Consider the following 15,907-nt stretch of genomic DNA (forward strand, 5'->3'; position numbering starts at 1 on the left):
GCTCTTCGTTGATGGCCACTTTGCGTCCCCGCATGGCCTCTCTTACTGCTCCCCACCACTCCGCCTCGCACGCAGCTGTCAGGTAGGCGTCTGGCGATCCGCTCGCTTAAATGCGGGGATCACTCAGCCTGGAGACAGCAGCGCTGGGAGCCATTCAGGTGGAACTGGCCCAACGCATCTCGGCGAATTGCGCCAATCTGGCGGCTCAGACCGTGTTCAGTTCGACCACGCCGGTGACAGCCCTCGGGCTCGCGTGTGAGGAGTTCAGGACCACCTTCGGGATCGGGCTTGATGGGGCCATCCTTGGCTCGCGAGTCAGGCAGCAGTGCCACCCAGCAACCCTCTCCTTCAACTCCAAGGCCAGGAAGCCATGACGCCTTCCGCCGAAGAATTGCTCGCGATTGCTCGTCTCTACTGGGGCACCGACCAAGCCTATGTCTTCCGGCAAGAACCCGGTCCCGAGGATCTTCGCTACCAAGCCCTCTGGGAGGAGAAGGATGTGGAAAGGCCCCGCTGGGGGGCCTTCGTGAAGACGCTTCGAGCAGCGATTCCCGATTGCGATGCCTGGGACTACGCGCCGGGCCTGGCAAACCCCAGCTTCTGCGTGCTGGTCTACCCGCATCAGGCGAAGGACATGATGCGCCCGCAGATCACCTGGACGGTCGCCGGGTACCTCAGCATCTTGGCCCCCCTCTACACCGTGCACTGCGTTCGCCGGGTCTTCCTGGGGAAGCACCTCATGGAGTCGAAGGTCTTCCTCGGCCCCGTCCCGCTGGAGCTGCAAGGCATCGCGGACACCGTCGCCCGACACATCGAAGCTGAGTTCGGCGCCACCGCCCTGCCGCTCGAAGTCGCCCAGACGCCCGTTCCACTCTACGTCAACTTCATGAAGCCGCCGGAGACCACGCTCTTCCACGCGCTCTTCACCTCCGAGCCCGGGAACATCCTCTGAGCTCCCTCCCCCGGCCTGACGCAGCGGGCCAGCCGTTTTCCGCTCTGGCGGCAAAGTCTTTTTGATTTGGGCTGGTGGATTTCTCACGTTTTGCGACAGAGTTCGCCGCCTTCGCCGGGAGGGGCGCAGCCGTGTCCAGACGAATCCGATTCATCCGTGGGCTGTGGCTCATGGTCGTGTTGTGGGGAGCCGGGGCCTGGGCCCAGGGCAACTCGGTCATCACCGGGACCCTGACGAACACGCTCGACAAGAAGCCGCTGGTGGATGTCGTGGTCACCGCCACCTCGCCCCAGTTGCAGGGCGAGCGCACCGTGCTCTCCGACAAGAGCGGCCTGTACCGCATCCCCCAGCTTCCGCCGGGCACGTACACGCTGCGCTTCGAGGCCCAGGGCTATCAGCCCTATGCCCGCGACGGCATCCTGCTGCGCATCGACCGCACCATCCGCTTCAACGCGGAGCTGGCTCCGGACGCCCTGAGCTCCGACGTCGAGGTCGTCGGCTCGCCTCCGACCCTGGACGTGGGCTCCAGCGCCGCGGGCGTCACCGTGGACCAGGACTTCATCCGCAACATCGCCGTCATCCGCCCCGGCACCAAGGGCTCCGCGTCCCGCTCCTTCGAGGGCCTGGCCGAGCTGGCCCCCGGCGCCACCGAGGACCGCTACGGCGTGAGCATCAGCGGCAGCTCCTCACCCGAGAGCCAGTACGTCGTGGACGGCCTGTCCGTGAACGACCCCGGCGTGGGCACGCTGGGCACTCCCCTGTCCGTGGAGTTCGTGAAGGAGGTCAACATCATCACCGGCGGCTACATGCCGGAGTACGGCCGCTCCACCGGCGGCGTGCTCAACGTCGTCACCAAGTCCGGCTCCAACGAGTTCCACGGCTCCGTCTTCGCCAACTACGCGCCCGGCGCGTTCCAGACGTCCGGCAAGGAAATCCTGCGCGAAGGCAGCGTCATCTCCGCGCAGGGCAGCGCCCACAACCTGGGCGACTTCGGCTTCGACCTGGGCGGCCCCCTCCTCAAGGACAAGCTCTGGTTCTACGTGGGCGTCGCGCCGTCCTTCAATCGCATCCAGGTGGACCGCCAGCTCAGCAGCTACGAGCTGTGCTCGGAGGTGGACCCCGAGAACGGCTGCTCCGCCGTGGGCGCGCGCCGCAAGGACCCCACCACCGGCTTCTCCCAGGTGAACCCCATCGAAGGCAGCCGCACCAGCCGCTTCGCCGACGAGCGCAGCGTGCAGTACCTGGGCAAGCTCACCTACAACTTCAACCCGGACCACAGCCTGTCCGTGTCCGTGTTCGGCACGCCGCGCTCCTCCGGCGGCAGCGGCAAGTACTCCTTCAGCGACGACGGCGAGCCGGAGGTGTGCACCAGCCTGTCGTGCACCGCCTTCGTGCAGGGCGCGTATGAAGCCATCGCCACCCGGCGCAGCAACAGCGCCATGGACATCGTCGCGAAGCAGGCGTCGTCCTTCTTCGACAAGAAGCTGCTCGTGGACGCGACGCTCGGCTGGCACCATCAGGCGGACTCCATCCTCCCGTCGGACGGCTCCGGCCTGGGCTCCGGCGAGGGCCTGTCCGCGAAGTCCAACATCGCCTGGCGCCGCACCCGCAACCCGGGGTTCCACACCATCAACGAGTTCGAGACGCTCCCGTACGCGGACGCCTGCGGCACCACGCCCGAGGAGCAGCGGCTGCGCTGCCCCGTGGCGGCCTACTCCACGGGCGGCCCCGGCACCATCAGCATCCAGCGGCTGGACCGCGTGCAGGGCAAGGTGATGGGCACGTACCTGCTGGAGGCCCTGGGCCACCACATCCTCAAGGCGGGCGCGGACATCGAGCGGATGAGCTTCTACAACAAGCGCGCGCGCACCGGCCTCACGCCCTGGCAGGAGTGCACCGGCGGCGACTGCTTCTTCAGCCTCAACCAGTACGGCTACCTGCAGGGCCCTGACATCCCGGTGTTCCTGCCCAACAAGGAAGGCACCTCCACGTCCACCACCGTGGGCGGCTTCCTCCAGGACAGCTGGTCCGTCATGGACAAGGTCACCGTCAACGTGGGCCTGCGCTACGACGTGCAGACCATCTACGGCCTGGACGGCGAGGTGGGCCTGCACCTGCCCAACCAGTGGTCCCCGCGCCTGGGCGTCATCTACGACCCGACGCAGAGTGGCCGCGCCAAGCTCTTCGCCAACTACGCGCGCTTCTTCGAGAACGTCCCCCTGGACATGGCGGACCTGTCCTTCCCGCAGCAGCAGCTGCTGTCCGCCACCTACGACTCGCCCCCGTGCGTTCCCTCCCGTGAGGATTCGCTGCTCGGGGACTGCACCCAGAACGTCAACCGCCAGCCCATTGGCAACCGCGAGAGCCCCAACCAGCTGTGGGACGCGCAGGGCGGCGACCGCGTGCCGGTGGATCCCCAGATTCGCGCCCAGTCCGCGGACGAGTTCGTGCTGGGCGGTGAGTACGAGCTCTTCACCGCGAGCCGCCTGGGCGCCACGTACACCCGGCGCTACCTCAACGACGTCATCGAGGACATGAGCCGCGACGACGGCAGCACCTTCTTCCTGGGCAACCCGGGCAAGGGCTACTCCACGGACTTCCCGCTGGCCCGGCGCGAGTACGACGCGGTCAACCTCTACTTCCAGCGCGCCTTCACCAACGGGTGGCTGGCCCAGGGCAGCTACACCTGGTCCACCCTGCGCGGGAACTACTCCGGCCTGTTCCGCGCGGACACCGGCCAGCTGTCCCCCAACCTCACGCGCGACTTCGACCTGGTGTCGCTCACCGTCAACCGCGAGGGCCAGCTGCCCGGAGACCGCACGCATTCCTTCAAGGTGTTCGCCGCGAAGGAGCTGGTGCTGGGGCCGAGCACCAGCATCAACGTGGGCGGCAACTACCGGGCGCGCTCCGGCGCGCCGCTCAACTACCTGGGCGCGCACCCGCGCCGCAGCGGTTCGGAGACGTTCATCCTGCCGCGCGGCAGCGCGGGGCGGCTGCCCTGGGTGCACGGCGTGGACGGGCACGTGGGCCTCAACCAGCGGCTGGTGAAGGACTACGTCCTCACGGTGTCCCTGGACGTGTTCAACCTCTTCAACTTCCAGCAGTACACGGACGTGGACCAGACCTTCACCACCACGCGCGTGTATGCCATCGAGCAGGGCGGCAAGCCGGACGACCTCACCGCCTGCCTCACCAACGGCAACCCCCACTGCAAGGTCATCTCCACCGCCACGAACCAGCCCATTGGCGAGGCGGACATCAACCCCAACTTCAAGCGGCCCACCGCCTACCAGGCTCCGCGCTCCATCCGCCTGGGCGCGAAGCTCAGCTTCTAGGTCTTGAGCCATGAGGACTCCCGCGATGAAGTTTCGTTGGATGGCAGTGAGTGCAGGGCTCGCGGCGGCGGCCGTCGCCGTGGGTGCGTGCGGCAGCGAACCGGAGCCCGAGTGCGTCGTGGCTCGCGCCGTGTCGGACGGCTCCACCGGCTCGTTCGCCGCGACGTACCAGCTCAAGCCCGGGCAGAACCCGGACCTTGTCTGCGCGCAGCTGAAGCCAGAGCCGCTGGGGCTGCAGAAGTTCTTCAGCCCGGACCCGGCCGCGCCCGACACCGTGGGCGTGCGCAGCGCGCGGCTGGGCAAGTTGCTGGCGGACTTCGCGTCCCGGCTGACGGAGGACTCGAAGGCGACCGCCACCGCGGTGGGCCCCTTCGCCTCCGTGACGCCGGGGGCGGACCACTTCTGCTCGGTGCCGGCCCTGACGCCCACGCGGCTGGAGGTGCCCGCTTCCACGGCGCCTGACGGCGGCCCGCTGCCCGCGCAGGACTTCGGCTACGCGTGGAGCAACCTGCGCATCTACAACACGCCAGAGATTCCGGGCACGCAGTTCACCGCGGACCTCGTGTACTCGGAGAACGGCTGCAGCGCCGAGTACACCGTGAAGGGCATCTGGCCGGTGGTGAAGTGCCAGAACAGCGCCACGAAGCTGCCGGACGACGCGCTGTGCGACCCGTACGCGGACTACGACGCGGGCCGGCTGCGCGGCTCCGGCATCAACCCGCTGTTCCCCGTGAAGTGCGACCCGGACGCGCTCATCTGCGTGCTCACGGGTGAGGTGCCGTCGGCGCCGTGAAGCCGTGACTTCCGGGACGCAGCGCCTGCGGCAGGTCCCGGAAGTCCTTCACCAGCCAGTCCGGCCGCTCGCGCACCAGGACCTCGCGCGGGAACGACGTGGCGACGGCGACACACGCCGCGCCCGCGGCCCGCGCGGCCCTCAACCCCGCCACCGCGTCCTCGAACACCACGCACGCGTGCGGCGGGACGCCCAGCGCGGCGGAGGCCTTGAGGTACACCTCGGGATCCGGCTTGCCCCGCGACACGTCCGTGGACGTCACGCGCACGGGGAACAGGTGCTCCAGCCCCACTCGCTCCAGGGCCCGCTCCGCGTTCTGGGCCAGGGCGCTCGTGCCCAGGGCCCAGGGCACGCCCGCCCGCTTCAAGGACATCAGGTAGGCGCCCACGCCGGGGACGGGGGACACCGGCTCGTGGTCGAGCAGCCGGTGGAAGGCCCGCTCCCGGTCGTCCGTGAGCACGGCCACCTGCTCGTCATCCAACTCCGCGCCGAACCACGCGCGCAGCGTCTCCCCGGCCCGCAGGCCGTTGGTGGCGAGCAGCTGCTCGCGCGTGGGCACGTAGCCCCGCTCGCGAGCGAACTCATCCCAGACGCGGTAGTGCAGTTCGGTCGTGTCGATGACGACGCCGTCCAGGTCGAAGAGGACGGCGCCGAAGACAGGGATGTTCGAGTTCGATGGAGTCATGAAGGTCGCGCTCCCTCTCGAAGAACCACACGGCACGCGCCACAAACCTATTCATTGGATGGGGCGCGGGCGTGGCTCCCGCTCCTACGGCCCGTGCCCACCTTGCGAGCAGACGTGGGGACGGCTCCCCGCCGGAGCAGGTAGGAGCGCGAAGGAACGCCGCCTGCCAGGCCCCGGGGCAGCCAGCCCGTTGTAGGCTGCCTGGGAGGTCCATGCCGCTCAAGAACCCCACGAACTTCTCCACGACCGCCGTCCGCACCCAGGGCACGCCTTCACAGGCCGCCCAGGTGATGCCGGCGTTGACGCTCATTGGCCATGCCCAGCCCCAGCGCATCGGGGAGCGGCTGCTGCTGGACGGGTTGCTGTCCGGAGAGCGCGCGGTGGCCCTGTCCCGCAACGCACCGGACTTCAGCCGTCCGGGGGCGGTGCTGGCGTTGCCCCTGGGTGACCCCTTCCTCAGCCGGACTCCGGTGCGCTTCGAGGCGGGGACGGACGGCAGCGTGCGGCTGCGGGTGCCGGAGGGCGGGACGCCGGTGTGGGTGGGCAGCGAGCCGGTGCGCGGCGGGCGGGAGTTCCCCGCGCAGGCGCTGGTGGCAGGCGTGCCGCTGGTGCTCGCCGGGCGCGTGGCGCTGCTGCTGCACCAGGCCACCGTGCGCGGCGCCAGTGCCCAGACGGAGCTGGCGGGGCTGGGCATGGTGGGCGACAGCGAGGGCGTCGTCCGCGTGCGCGAGGACGTGCTGCGCGTGGCCGACCTCCTGGTCCCCGTGCTGGTGCGGGGCGAGACGGGTACGGGCAAGGAGCTGGTGGCGCGCGCGCTCCACGCGCGGAGCCCGCGCCGCGCCGGGCCCTTCGTCAGCGTCAACCTGGGCGCCCTGGCCAAGGACCTCATCGCCGCGGAGCTGTTCGGCGCGGTGCGGGGTGCGTTCACCGGCGCCGCGCGCGACCGGGAGGGCTTCTTCCGCGCGGCCCACGGCGGCACGCTCTTCCTGGACGAGGTGGCGGAGGCGCCCCCGGAGGTCCAGGCTGCGCTGCTGCGCGTGCTGGAGACCCAGGAGGTCTATCCCGTGGGCGCGCAGACCCCGGTGCGCGTGGACGTGCGGCTCGTCACCGCCACGGACGCGGACCTGGAGGCGCACATCCGCGACGGCCACTTCAAGGCCCCGCTGCTGCACCGGCTGGCGGGCTTCGAAATCACCGTGCCGCCGCTGCGCGAGCGCCGCGAGGACATCGCGCCGCTGTTCCTCCACTTCGCGCGCCAGGAGCTGGAGTCCACGGGCGAGGCGGGGAGGCTGAGCTCCTCGGATGCGCGCGCGGAGCCGTGGCTGCCCGCGTCGCTCGCCGCGCGGCTGGTGCGCTCCGCGTGGCCCGGCAACGTGCGCCAGCTTCGCAACGTCGCGCGGCAGCTCGTGATTGGAAGCCGGGGACTACCCGGGCTGCGCGTGGATGCGCGGCTGGAGCAGTCACTGGACGCCGACGCGCTCCCCATCCCCGGACAACCCCTGACCGAGCGGTCGCCCTCCCCTGCCTCGGAGGACACGCCCGCGCCTTCGGAGACGCGCGCACCCGCGCGGCGCAAGCCGTCGGAGGTGAGCGAGCAGGAGGTGCTGGAGGCCCTGCGCGCCTGTGCGTGGGACTTGAAGGCCACGGCGGACTGGCTAGGCATCCCGCGCTCCTCCGTGTACGTGCTCATCGACAAGAGCTCGCTCCTGCGGACCGCGCGCGACCTGAGCCCGGAGGAGATCACCCGCTGCTTCCACGAATGCGAGGGCGACCTGGACCGCATGGTGCAGAAGCTGGAGGTCTCCCGCCGCGCGCTCCATCGCCGCGTGCGTGAGCTGGGATTGGACGCGAGCTGAGCTGGTACGGCGTCTGCAATGTCCACCCGCACCATGCCCACCAACACCATCACCATCGACGTCTCCACGACCCCTGTCAGCTACAGCCCCAGCCCCGATGTGAAGCACGGCGACAAGGTGGTCTTCACGTTGGGCAACGCGGTCAGCGCCACCGCCACCGTGACGTTCCCCGACGGCACCTGCCTCACCACGTCCGGCCCGTACACGCTGGGAGGCGCGACGATGGCGACCTCGCCCCTGACCGTCGCCCTAACGGCCTCGCGCGGGGTCTATGCCTTCGACGTCGACTTCAACAACGGCCAGGAGTCCCAGGCCCGCAAGGGCCACGAGTGGGACCGGAAGAACGGCGGCATCGACGTGACCAGCGACCCGCCGAAGGAGCTGCTCCGGTAGACGCCGGACACGTCAGCTCCCGGACCGTGACGTGTCACTGACACGTCCGGGAGCGCGCGTCCGCTGTCGCAGCCGTGAAACATCCGAGCACGTATTCAAGCCATGCATGTTGGTACGGGGGCTGCAATGCTGCGCGGACCTATGGCCAACATCACAGTCGACCTCTCCACGGTTCCCGTCACCTACAGCCCCGGTCCGGAAGTGAAACACGGTGACACGGTGATCTTCTCGCTGGGCAGCTACCCTCCGGGCGCGACCGCCACCATCACGTTCCCCCACGGGAACTGCCTCACCGTTTCCGCCTCGAACCCGTACCCGTACGAGCTCGGAGGGACCCACGCGCTGGCGACCTCCCCGCTGAACGTCTCGATGACGGCGGTGAAGCGGATCTACGAATTCGACGCGACCATCGACGATGGGTCGAGCACCCGGAGCGAGGACAAGGTCGGTCCGCTCAAGCTGGACCGGAAGAACGGCGGCATCGACGTGACCAGCGACCCGCCGGAGGAGCGCGCCTAACCGGCGGACACGTCAGCCCCGGACCGTGCCCTGTCATTGACGTGTCCGGGGTCCTGTCCCGTGTCGCGGCCGTGAAACATCCCAGCGGTGTTCACGGTCCGCGCACTGGTACAGGCGATGCAGTGCAGTCCGGGCCTATGGCCCTCATGACAGTGACTCTCTCCCCCAAGGACATCACCTACGACCCGTCGCCGGAGGTGAAGCACGGCGACCTGGTGGTCTTCGTGATGGCTGGTTACGCGGCTGACGCCACCGCGATCGTGTCGCTCCACCACGATGATTGCTTCACCGCGCGGAGCCCGTTCAAGCTGACCAGCGACAACGCGGTGCCCGTGCCGCTGACCGTCGCCTCCCACGCGAAGCGCGGGATGCATCCCTTCCAGGTGCGCATCCACACGCGCAGGGCCCAGGACGACAGCTCCATCGAGGGGCAATCGGACCGCAAGAACGGCGGCATCGATGTGACGAGCGATCCGCCGGCGGAGGTCCGCCGGTAGTCTCCTCAGGGCGTGGGTGCGTCGACCACGCTCTCCGGGGTCGGGGGTCCGGCACGAAGCGCTGCCAGGCCGGCCCTCACCTCGCGCGCGTGATTCCACCGGGGACGGGCCGACACCACCGCATCGGCCAGCGCCAGCCCTCGCGTCAGCCCGGCCGTCGCGTCCTGCCCTTCACGGATGCGCCACCGCGCCCATGCGCCGTGGAGCTCCGCCGCCGCGAGCCGGTACTCCAGCCTGGGGTCGAGCTTCAGCGCCTCCTCGAAGGCCTCCGCCGCGCGCGTGAACTCGCCGTCCGCCGCCCCGTGGCCCCGCGCCATCCAACGCGCACGGACGCCGGAAGCCTCCGCCAGGTAGCGCCAGGCATTGCCCAGGCGCGGGTTCTGCTCGCGGGCCCGGTTCAGCGCCGTCTCCGCCTTCGTCAGCTCCGCCGCCGGATTTCCCGCCTGTGACAGCGTCCACGCCGCGTGGCGCACCCAGGCCTTGCCCAGGTTCGCCAGCAGGTCCGCGTCGTCCGGCAGCCGCTTCAGCGCCTCCGAGTAGTCGTCCACCGCGGCGCGCAGCGCGACGCTCGGGTCCTCGCCCTTCGCGAGCTGGAGCTCCGCGCGGAAGACCTCCCACTCGCCCAGGTTGTTGAAGGCGAAGCCCTGCGTGGGCGCCAGGGCGCGGGCCTTCTCGAAGGACGCCTTCGCCTCGTCGAGCAGGGCCTTCGTGTCGCCGCCCTCCTCCGCGCGCAGTTCCGCCTGCCAGAACACCGCGGAGCCCAGCGCGTTGTGGAGCGCGGGCTGCTTCGCGTTGAGCGCCAGCCCCTGCCGGTACAGCGTCAGGGCGCGCTCCAGGTCCACGCTCACGTCCTCGCCCTTCAGGTAGCGGGCTCGCGCGAGCTGCTCCGCCACCTCCGCGCCGTTGAAGCACGCGCTGAAGTTGTCCGGGTTGAGGGACAGGGCCCGCGTGAGCGCGCTGTTCGCGAGGCGCAGGTCGCCCATCGCATCCGGCGCGTTCCGGGCGTCCGCCCGCTTGCGGTACGCGACGCCCAGGTTGATCCACGAGAACGGCTGCTGCTCGCTCAGCTGGAGCGCGGCTTGGTACTCAGTGATGGCCTTGTCCAGCAGCGGCAGCGGGTCTCCGCCGCGCGCGGCCTCCGCGTCCGCCTGCCCCTGCCACGCGAGCCCCAGGTTGGCGTGGAACGCGTAGTCGCGGTCCTCCGGGCGCAGCTGTTCGAAGGAGGCAATCGCGAGCTTCAGCTGTCCGCGCGGGTCCTCTCCGCGCAGCTGCTGGTAGCGCGCCCACTGGCGATGCGTCAGGGCCCGCTCCAGCGGGATGCGTTCGCTCGGCGTGGCCACGGCCTCCGCGGTGCGCAGCGCGGCCAGGGACTTCTCCAGCAGCGCCTCCACGCCCTCCCCGCCCTGGTTCGTGCGCTGCTCCGCGAGCCGGCGGTGGAAGCGCGACACCAGCACCAGCGAGCGGGCATGGTCCGGCGCGGCGGCGAGCGCGCGAGACAGCGCCTCCAGGCCCCGCTCGTAGTGCGGCAGGATGTTTCCCTCGCCGTACAGCTCCATCACCAGCGCGGCCAGCTCCAACCGCCCCAGCACCGAGTGCACCACGGGCTGGCTCTCCGCGGTGGCGACAGCGGCGGCGTACGCCTCGCGGCTCAGCGCCAGGTCCGCCTGCGAACCCGCGCGGTCCCCGCCGTTCCAGCGCCGCGTGGCGCGTGCGAGCAGGATGTCGCCGCGCAACAACGGCGCCTCGTAGAACCACGGCGACTGCGTGCCCGGCGCGTCCAGCAGCGCCAGCGCGTCCTCCGGCCGGTCCTCGTAGAAGGCGAACAAAGCCTTCACGAACGACGGCGGCGCGGGCACGTCCGGCCCTTCCGCCTGGCGCAGGTACGCGAGCGCCGGGTCGCGGTAGCGCCCGTTCAGCTCCTTGAGCCGGGCCTCGCGCTGCGCGGGGGCTCGGCGCTCCACGTCCAGCAGCAGCTGCTCGCGGTACAGGTGGCCCAGCGTCTGAGCCAGCGCCCAGGCCACGCGGGGCTCGCGGAAGCCGTGCGCCCACGCGGACTCCAGCTTCGCGCGCGCGCCGTCCAGGTCATCCAGCGCGAACAGGGCGCGGCCCAGCGCGTACTCACCGGGGCCCACCGCCTGCTCGCCCGCGCGGGAAATCTCCTGCTCCAGCGCGGCCATGCTCGCGCGCAGCGCCTCACGGTCCTTGCGCGTGTCGTGCAGGCGCGACAGGGCGGAGTAGCGCGCCGAGGACTCGATGCGCTCCACGCGCTCGGTGAAGGCGCGGGCCAGCCGCTCGCGTTCGGCCACCTCTCCGCGCGCGAGCTGCGCTTGCGTGAGCGCGCCGGCCACCACCGCCATCACCGTGCCGCCCAGCGCCAGCGCCGCGCGGTGCTTGCGGACCTTCTTGCCCAGCCAGTAGCGCGCGCCATGGCGGGCTCGCACCGGCTCGCCGGACAGGAAGCGCTCCAGGTCGTCCGTGAAGGCGCGCACGGAGTCGTAGCGGAGCGGCCGCTCCTTCTCCAGGCACTTGAGGACCACCGCCTCCAGGTCCTCCGGGATGTCCGGCTCCAGCGCGCGCGGACGCGGAGGCGGCTCCGTCTGGAGCTTCGCGAGCACCTCCTTCTCCGTCCCGCCGGTGAAGGGAGGCTGCCCGGTGAGCAGCGCATATAATGTAGCGCCCAGCGCGTAGACGTCCGCGCGGCGGTCCAGGCGGTGGCCTTCGCCGCGGGCCTGCTCGGGCGGCATGTAGTGCGGCGTGCCCAGCACCGCGTTCGGGGTGGTGCTGTCCTCGCGCCAGTCCCGCGCCAGGCCGAAGTCCATCACGAACGGGGTGAAGCCTCCGTCCTCCGTGCGCTCCACCAGGATGTTGCCGGGCTTCAGGTCGCGGTGGACCAGCCCCACGCGGTGCGCGGCGTGCACGCCCTCCGCGGCCTGGCACAGCACCCAGACGCGCTGCTCCAGCGTGAGCGAGTTGGAGAGCTGCCCCAGCGACGGGCCCTCCACGTAGCGCATGGCGATGAAGGCGTGGCCGCGCACCTCGCCCACTTCGTAGACCTCGCACACGCGCTCGTGGCGCACGCGGGCCTGGGCACGGGCCTCGGACAGGAAGCGGCGGGCCAGCTCCGGGTCCCCGTCGCGCACGAACTTGAGGGCCACGTTGCGGCGCAACAGCGGGTCATAGGCCAGGAACACCTGCCCCATGCCGCCCTGCCCCAGGAAGCGCACGGGCTCGTAGCGGTCCCAGCCGGGCACCGGGAACGAGGGCACGCCATGCACGGCCAGCGAGGACGGAATCGCCGTGCCCAGCGTGGCGGCCTCCTGGATGGGCGCTTCACCCCGGTCCGTGACGCCGCGAGCCAGGTCCTGCCGCAAGAGGTCCAGGGTGTCCTCCGTCAGCCGGCCCCGTTCCTTCAACAGCTCCAGGGGCCCGCGGTGCAGGCGAAGGGCCTCCTCGCGCAGGGCCGCCGCCTCCTCGGAGGACAGCAGCCCCTCGTCCAGCGCGAGCAGGACCTCCTCCTCGTAAGACGCTTGATGACCTGCCCCGGGCACGGACGAAGCATACGGGGAAGGCAGGGGGACGCGGGAGCGCCGCCGGAAGGGCGCCATGAGAGGGAGCGAGGGGGCGCTCCCGGGAAGGGGGTAGGCCCTCCCCTCCGGCGGGCTCCGCGAGGCTATGCGGCGCGGCGCTGACGGCGGCGCAGCCCCGGCACTCCCATCAGGCCCAGGAGGGCCAGCCAGGAGGCATCCGGCGCGGTGCTGCACCCGCCGCCCGCGAAGGCGCGCGTGTTCACCACCGTCCAGGTGTACTCCGCCGGGGTCGCATCCGTGTTGCCGCTGCCGTCCACCGCGCGGACGCGCAGGACGTGGTCCCCGCCGCCGACGGTGTAGCTGTCACGGCACGGGCCCCAGGCGCCACCGTCGAGGCTGCACTCGAACGTGGAGCCCACTTCCGTGGAGGCGTACTCGAAGTCCGCCGTGCGGTCGGAGGTGGTCGGCGCCGGGCCCTTCACGATGGAGGTGTCCGGGGCCTGGTTGTCCAGCACCACGCTGTCCACCACGAAGGGGACGGTGGCGGACGGAGGGCTGGTGATGCCCGCGGGCGATTCGGCCGTGGCCGTCACGCTGTGCGGGCCGTCCGTCAGCGGCGTCGTGGGCACGCAGCTCCACTTGCCGGCCGCGTCCACGGTGGCGGTGCAGATGACGGTGGTGCCTTCACGCACCGTCACCAGCGCGCCGGGCTCGCCGGTGCCGGTGATGGCGGGCGTGCCGGTGGTCACCGTGGTGTTCGCCTCGGGGCCGGTGATGACCGGGGCCGGGACCTCCGTGTCCACGATGAAGGGGACGGCGGTGGACGGGGGGCTGGTGGTGCTCGTGGACGTCTCGGCCGTGGCCGTCACGTTGTGCGGGCCGTCCACAAGCGGCGTCGTGGGCGTGCAGGTCCAGTTGCCGGCCGCGTCGGCGGTGGCGGTGCAGACCACGGTGCCGCCCTCACGCACCGTCACCTGCGCGTTGGGCACGCTGGTACCGGTGATGGGAGGCGTGCCGGTGGTCACGGTGGAGTTCGCCGTGGGGCCGGTGATGACCGGGGCCGGCGTCACGGGCTGGGGCTCCTGCGCCACGCACAACTGGGTGGACAGGTCGCAGTACGCCTCGCAGACGTTGGACGCGTTGCACGCCTGGCCCACCTCCAGCAGGCAGCGCGGCGAGCAGGTGTCTCCGCCCACCAGGTTGCCGTCGTCGCACACCTCGGCGCCCGCGCGGATGCCGTCGCCGCAGGTGGTGCCGCAGGCGCTGGGCGCGCCGTTGCAGCTGTAGCCCGGCTCCACGGCGCAGGTGGCGTTGCAGCCGTCGCCGCTGGCCGCGTTGCCGTCATCGCACGACTCGCCTACGTCCACCGTGCCGTTGCCGCAGGTGTTGAAGCACACGTTGCCAGGGGCGGGGCAGCTCCAGCCCGGCTCCACGGCGCAGGTGGCGTTGCAGCCATCGCCCGCCGTGGCATTGCCGTCGTCGCACGCCTCGGAGCCCGCGCGGATGCCGTCGCCGCAGAGGGTGGTGCAGGTGCTGGGCTGACCCGAGCAGCTGTAACCCGTCTCCACGCGGCAGCCATTGGAGCAGCCGTCGCCGGACGACTGGTCCGCGTCGTCGCAGGTCTCGTTCGGATCCAGGGCGCCGTTGCCGCACGACTGGACGCACACGGAGGGACCGTTGGCCGGCGTGGAGCAGGCATAGCCGCCCTCCACGCGGCACTCGGTGGCGCAGCCGTCACCGGACGCGAGGTTGCCGTCGTCGCACTGCTCGCCCGGGTCCATGTGGCCGTTGCCGCACGTCTTCGCGCAGGGCTGGCCCGGCGTGGCGCAGGCATAGCCCAGCTCCAGGGTGCAGGCGTTGGAGCAGCCGTCGTTCAGGTTCGTGTTGCCGTCGTCGCACAGCTCACCGGCGTTGAGCACGCCGTTGCCGCACAGCGGGGCGCAGACGGACGGGGTGCCGTTGCAGGAGTAGCCCGTCTCGATGCGGCACGCCGCGGAGCAGCCGTCGGAGCTGAACACGTTGCCGTCGTCGCACTGCTCTCCCGCGTTGATGGCGCCGTTGCCGCAGGTGGCCGCGCAGGCCTGGCCCGGCGTGGGGCAGGCGTAGCCGTCTTCCACGCGGCAGCTGGCGTTGCAGCCGTCGTTCGCGGTGGTGTTGCCGTCGTCGCACTGCTCGCCGGGGTTCAGGTTGCCGTTGCCGCACGTCTTGGCGCAGGTGCTGGGCGCGCCGGCGCAGCCATAGCCGGCCTCGATGCCGCAGGTGGCGTTGCAGCCGTCGCCCGCCGTGGTGTTGCCGTCGTCGCACTCCTCGCGCGGGGAGACGGCGCCGTCACCGCAGCGGTCGTCGTAGGCGTCCACGAAGAGGTAGCGGAAGGCGTTCGGCGGGCTGGCCTCGTTCTCGTTGCACAGCTCGATGCGGTTGAGGCCCGCGTGCCAGGCCGCGTTGGTGCCGAACTCGCGGAAGATGTTCTTCTGCCAGGGCTGGCCGGGCGGGTCGTTCACGGTGACGGGCGAGATGGCCACGCCGTTCACCTTCGCGCCGTCGAACTGGTTGTCATTGAAGGTGGCCAGGCGCAGGCGGAACTGCGCGATGTGGGTCGTCGAGGGGATGAGGAAGTCCTGGTACACGCACGTCTGGAGGCCCTGGGGCGCCATGAAGCGCGCGGTCTGCATCTCCAGCGGCCAGTCGTTGGCGTTGCGCACGCCGGTGTCCGCGCCGGTGGTGGTGCCGGAGTAGAACCAGTGCGTATCCACCGCGCCCGTGGGCAGGCGGCGGTTCTGCGCGTCCACGCCAGTGTTGAACACCGCCACGCCCGCCCTCACGCAGCGGCTGGGGCTGCCCGCGCAGGCGAAGCCGGGCTCCACTTCGCACTGGCGGCTGCAGCCGTCGCCCTCGAAGCGGTTGCCGTCGTCGCAGATCTCCTGCGCGTAGGACGGGTACTGGCGGTTGTCGAACACGCCGTTGCCACACAGCGACAAATCACACGTGGCCGAACAGCCGTTGCTGCCGCTGGCGGTGTCGCCGTCGTCGCACAGCTCGCCGGTGTTCACCACGTTGTTGCCGCACAGGCTCGCCAACGAGCACGCGTTGCCGGGCACGTTGCACAGGTAGCCCGCCTCCACGGTGCCGGTGGACGAACAGCCGTCCCCGCTCACCGTGTTGCCGTCGTCACACTGCTCGCCGGGCTGGAGCCGGCCGTCACCCACGAGCGAGGACGACTGGCTCGTGAGCACGGGTTCGGAGGCAGCGGGCCGCGGCGTGGCCGACTCGCAGCCCGCGAGGAGGAACAGCGAACACAGGGCCAGCGCGTGGAAGCCCGCGCTCAGGGCCATCCGGGGTGAATCTCCCCG

General features: G+C 70.9%; 10 protein-coding genes. 7 read left to right on the forward strand and 3 right to left on the reverse strand.

What is annotated here, in order from left to right; genetic code table 11:
• The first annotated feature begins 370 nt into the window (after positions 1–370).
• The 3 genes from D7Y15_RS45800 (at position 371) to D7Y15_RS17830 (ending at position 5,080) form a co-directional block, all read left to right on the forward strand.
• Positions 371–952, forward strand: coding sequence for a hypothetical protein (locus tag D7Y15_RS45800; RefSeq protein WP_233597096.1), 582 nt, complete (start codon positions 371–373; stop codon positions 950–952).
• Between the two features lie 131 nt (positions 953–1,083).
• Complete coding sequence (locus tag D7Y15_RS17825; RefSeq protein ID WP_121753337.1) at positions 1,084–4,287, forward strand: TonB-dependent receptor; 3,204 nt, start codon at positions 1,084–1,086, stop codon at positions 4,285–4,287.
• Between the two features lie 40 nt (positions 4,288–4,327).
• Complete coding sequence (locus tag D7Y15_RS17830) at positions 4,328–5,080, forward strand: hypothetical protein (RefSeq protein WP_233604991.1); 753 nt, start codon at positions 4,328–4,330, stop codon at positions 5,078–5,080.
• On the opposite strand, the gene D7Y15_RS17835 is transcribed toward D7Y15_RS17830, so the two are convergent.
• Positions 5,052–5,765, reverse strand: coding sequence for an HAD family phosphatase (locus D7Y15_RS17835; RefSeq protein WP_120577663.1), 714 nt, complete (start codon positions 5,763–5,765; stop codon positions 5,052–5,054). The two genes, D7Y15_RS17830 and D7Y15_RS17835, sit on opposite strands and share 29 nt — an antisense overlap.
• 212 nt (positions 5,766–5,977) lie before the next feature.
• Here D7Y15_RS17835 and D7Y15_RS17840 point away from each other — a divergent pair, with 212 nt between their 5' ends.
• The 4 genes from D7Y15_RS17840 (at position 5,978) to D7Y15_RS17855 (ending at position 9,030) form a co-directional block, all read left to right on the forward strand.
• Entirely contained in the window at positions 5,978–7,621 is a 1,644-nt protein-coding gene (locus D7Y15_RS17840) for a sigma 54-interacting transcriptional regulator (protein ID WP_120577662.1), read from the forward strand.
• Positions 7,622–7,639: 18 nt separating this feature from the next.
• Positions 7,640–8,014, forward strand: coding sequence for a hypothetical protein (locus D7Y15_RS17845; RefSeq protein ID WP_233597094.1), 375 nt, complete (start codon positions 7,640–7,642; stop codon positions 8,012–8,014).
• Between the two features lie 141 nt (positions 8,015–8,155).
• Complete coding sequence (locus D7Y15_RS17850) at positions 8,156–8,533, forward strand: hypothetical protein (RefSeq protein WP_233604992.1); 378 nt, start codon at positions 8,156–8,158, stop codon at positions 8,531–8,533.
• 137 nt (positions 8,534–8,670) lie between these two features.
• On the forward strand, positions 8,671–9,030 hold the full coding sequence (locus tag D7Y15_RS17855) for a hypothetical protein (RefSeq protein ID WP_121753339.1): 360 nt from the start codon (positions 8,671–8,673) through the stop codon (positions 9,028–9,030).
• Between the two features lie 5 nt (positions 9,031–9,035).
• On the opposite strand, the gene D7Y15_RS17860 is transcribed toward D7Y15_RS17855, so the two are convergent.
• Both D7Y15_RS17860 and D7Y15_RS46590 read right to left on the reverse strand, forming a co-directional pair.
• Positions 9,036–12,578, reverse strand: a complete 3,543-nt coding sequence (locus D7Y15_RS17860; RefSeq protein WP_121753354.1) for a serine/threonine-protein kinase — start codon at positions 12,576–12,578, stop codon at positions 9,036–9,038.
• A gap of 122 nt (positions 12,579–12,700) precedes the next feature.
• Positions 12,701–15,889 (reverse strand): DUF4215 domain-containing protein, encoded by a 3,189-nt coding sequence (locus D7Y15_RS46590; protein WP_121753340.1) that lies wholly within the window; start codon positions 15,887–15,889, stop codon positions 12,701–12,703.
• Positions 15,890–15,907: the final 18 nt, after the last annotated feature.

The organism is Corallococcus sp. AB030 (assembly GCF_003668965.1).
Classification (GTDB): Bacteria; Myxococcota; Myxococcia; order Myxococcales; family Myxococcaceae; genus Corallococcus; species Corallococcus exiguus.

Excerpts from the sequence above, each read along its gene's own strand:
- D7Y15_RS17855 (WP_121753339.1), top strand. The coding sequence starts at position 8,671 with ATGGCCCTCATGACAGTGACTCTCTCCCCCAAGGACATCACCTACGAC.
- D7Y15_RS45800 (WP_233597096.1), top strand. The coding sequence starts at position 371 with ATGACGCCTTCCGCCGAAGAATTGCTCGCGATTGCTCGTCTCTACTGG.
- D7Y15_RS17840 (WP_120577662.1), top strand. The coding sequence starts at position 5,978 with ATGCCGCTCAAGAACCCCACGAACTTCTCCACGACCGCCGTCCGCACC.
- D7Y15_RS17845 (WP_233597094.1), top strand. The coding sequence starts at position 7,640 with ATGTCCACCCGCACCATGCCCACCAACACCATCACCATCGACGTCTCC.
- D7Y15_RS17830 (WP_233604991.1), top strand. The coding sequence starts at position 4,328 with ATGGCAGTGAGTGCAGGGCTCGCGGCGGCGGCCGTCGCCGTGGGTGCG.
- D7Y15_RS17850 (WP_233604992.1), top strand. The coding sequence starts at position 8,156 with ATGGCCAACATCACAGTCGACCTCTCCACGGTTCCCGTCACCTACAGC.
- D7Y15_RS46590 (WP_121753340.1), bottom strand. The coding sequence starts at position 15,889 with ATGGCCCTGAGCGCGGGCTTCCACGCGCTGGCCCTGTGTTCGCTGTTC.
- D7Y15_RS17835 (WP_120577663.1), bottom strand. The coding sequence starts at position 5,765 with ATGACTCCATCGAACTCGAACATCCCTGTCTTCGGCGCCGTCCTCTTC.